General features: G+C 55.3%; 2 pseudogenes. Both read right to left on the bottom strand.

Features of this window, described 5'->3' with window-relative positions:
• Window positions 1-1,214 precede the first annotated feature (1,214 nt).
• Window positions 1,215-1,364, bottom strand: a pseudogene (locus LJE94_18720) (calcium-binding protein).
• Window positions 1,365-1,373: 9 nt separating this feature from the next.
• Window positions 1,374-2,810, bottom strand: a pseudogene (locus LJE94_18715) (VCBS repeat-containing protein).
• Window positions 2,811-3,036 lie beyond the last annotated feature (226 nt).

Genomic DNA, 3,036 nt, shown 5'->3' with positions numbered 1-3,036 from the left:
ATCGACTCAGCCTGACCGGATGACGTAAGGAGAGGCAGGAAGATCCTGCGGTCGTCAAATGCCGCGGGCTATCCAGAATCTGAAAAAGCTCCGCCACTCGCGGGGCTTTTCTTTCGGCAGCGTTGCTTCCGCTTCTGGCCGGAAAGAGAACTCGCCACTCGCGACTTAGGACCCAAGATCAGTTCCGCTTACTGGCTGGAAGCGGTCTTTAGCCTGGCAGAGGAGCCAAGGGCGGCTTTCGACCCGAAGCGGAACTAACGTCATCTAATGATTCGGCATTGGGTCTAAGATTCCGGGCATGAAGAGTCTGTGATTCCACCCAATTTGACCAAGTTGGATGTTTTCTCGCCGTCATCGCCATTCAATCGTGCGATTCCTTCTCCGCACGAATTGTACGTAATTTCCAGCCGCCCCCATTCCGCCAAGGCTTCCGCCGATGGTTTTGGCATATCAAACGTACCGCCGCTGGCCTCGTACATTATCAGGGTGGCGGTATCTCCAATTCCTGGGATGCCCTGAACTGTCTCGCTGACCAACCAGAGGCGCTGCCCGTCACTGTCGTAGCCGTAGTAAAAGTAGACCGTGGAGTTGTTCGTGATAATGACGTTATACCCCTCTCCATCAAGCTCAGCGTCGTACCACAGACCAGCCAATCCGGACGGAGCCGCAAGTACCCTGGCCTGGCAATCTGCATCAGCGATACCGGCCAACTTCACTTGGTAAGTCGCTTTGATGCCGTCCTCGCCGTTTAATGCGAGTCTTCCGCTCCCGCAGGAATCGAACAATGCCGTGAGTCGTCCCCACTCGCTCAACGCTTCCGGTGGTTTTGCGGGGCTGTCGAATGTGCCGTCGTTCCCCTTATACATAGTCAGGTCGATCGATTGTTCAAAGCCGAAATCGTCTGTCAGGGTTTCACTTACGAGCCAGAGTCTCTCACCATCTGCCGAATACCCATAAAAGAACACGACCGTTCCTGACGGTGTAGTAATGACGTTAAACCCCTCACCGTCCAGCGAAGGGTCATACCACAGACCGGCAATGCCGCTCAGGCCCGCAATTTGAGATTCCGGCATGGTGGGCAGGGGTACCGCGGCATCGGAAAAGTGCGCGTACTCCACGTTGGTAATTTGGTCGTTTACCGTGCCGTTCGTCCGTCGAACGGACGATGTCACGCCTGGCTGAACTTCTGCCAGATTAAGTGAAAATCCGTACTCAATTTCATCGTTGCCGGGACCGCCATCGATGGCGTTGGTTCCACTGCCGGGTTTCAGGTAATCGTTGCCTTTACCACCTATCAGTTCGTCATCACCGGGACCGCCATCGAGGTCATCATTTCCAAGCCCACCGTCCAGAACGTCGTTGCCCGCGAGGCCGCGAAATACGTTGTCGTGAGCACCCCCGATCAGGCGGTTGTCACCGTCGTCGCCATCCTGGTCCGCTCCGAATGGCGTCCTCATTTTATGCAGCGCCACGCCGATGCCGTCGTCGCAAGAGAGGAAGTCGATGTCGCCATCGCCGTCGACGTCGAGGGCGATCCAATTCCAGCTCATGCCGCTCACCCAGTCCTCATCGAGGGCCCTGAAATATCCCTCCCCGTCGTTGATCCGCACATCCACGCGCCAGCCATCTGTAAAACTGATGTTGTGAAATATGTCTTTGTGGCCATCCTTGTCGAGGTCGTGCAATTCGATATCCGAGGCCCCTTCATGGACTTCCATCGGGTATCGGGTAGCGGTTTCGTCGCGGAATGTCCCGTCGCCGTTGCTGATCAGGAGTTGGATCATGGGTTCCGTGAAGTCTTCTGCCCGCATTTGGTGCAGCAACACGTCGTCCAGTGAGTCCCCGTTCAGATCATGAACGACAGCGTGCTGAATGTATGCGGGACCAAAGTCCCGTGGCGAGGGAAAGGATTCGCCCTCCGGCATATCGAACGACCCCGTGCCATCGTTCAGGAGAACGATGTTTCGCTGCAGGCCCCACGACCACCCCAGCCCCAGGTCGAGGTCTCCGTCCCCCTCGGCATCCACAGTAAATGACCAGAAACCGCCTAGGTCACCTGCAGGCAAGACCCCGTTCCTTCCCGCAATGGGAACATGCCAATCCGGATCACTGGTATCCGCGATCACCGAAAAGACACCCTGACCGTCGTTCTCCAGGAGATAAGAAAATTCCGGGTTGTAAAGCGGGCTTCCTCCAAGGTTGTTCACCCAGATATCGATATCACCGTCTTTGTCAAAATCGCCCACAGACGAGCCATGCGTGAAACTGGAGTGTGCGGGCAAGTTTGTTCCAGAGACGTTAACCAGCTTGCCGTTGCCGTCGGAAAGTAGCAGGCTGTTGGCGCCCCCCAGCCAGCATTCAACGCCGCCTCCGTCGCAAGGCGGTTCACCACCGTGCGATTCGAAGAACAGGTCGAGTTCCCCGTCGTTGTTGAAATCGGCCGGAATTATTTGCCGGAACCCTCTCTCGGTCGTCGGTATCTCGCCCTCGACCACGGACTCGGTGGCCAACTCCAAGGTTCCCTGCTCATTAGCCAAGAGCAGGTAAAACCGGATCAGTCCTTCAGGATCCTCCGGGTTGTAGTCGGAGTAGACGGCATCGGCCCGACCATCTGCATTCAGATCGACAGACTCAGGTTGGTTTAGGATAGATGGAAAGTCTGCAGAATCAGGGGAAATCAAAATCAATGGTTCTGCATAGTGCTTCCCAATCGGATCATACTGTGCAATCGCGGTATCGATCTCAAGTAGCGTTAGAGATGCAAAAATGCAGAACGCCGTCTGAGGGCGCAGTAACCAAAAGTATTGCATTGCGAAGACAAACTCCTATTCTCATCAAAGACTCCGCAGGGTCGATGTAACCCTCCAGTTCCAGTCCATCTTTCTCAAGACACCTCTGAAGCCTCGTCGGACCTCTTAGCGAATGTTTCTAATCCTATGAGAGATATGGAAAACGGGCAAATGTTCAGTTTGCCTGATTTTCTTCCGAGGACCGGTTATGGCCGGAATCTGACCACAGCCCTTCCTGACCGAAGGG

This window comes from Deltaproteobacteria bacterium, from assembly GCA_022340465.1.
Classification (GTDB): Bacteria; Desulfobacterota; Desulfobacteria; order Desulfobacterales; family B30-G6; genus JAJDNW01.
Note: the sequence above shows the minus strand (reverse complement) of the source record. Positions and strands in the feature narration are given on the sequence as shown.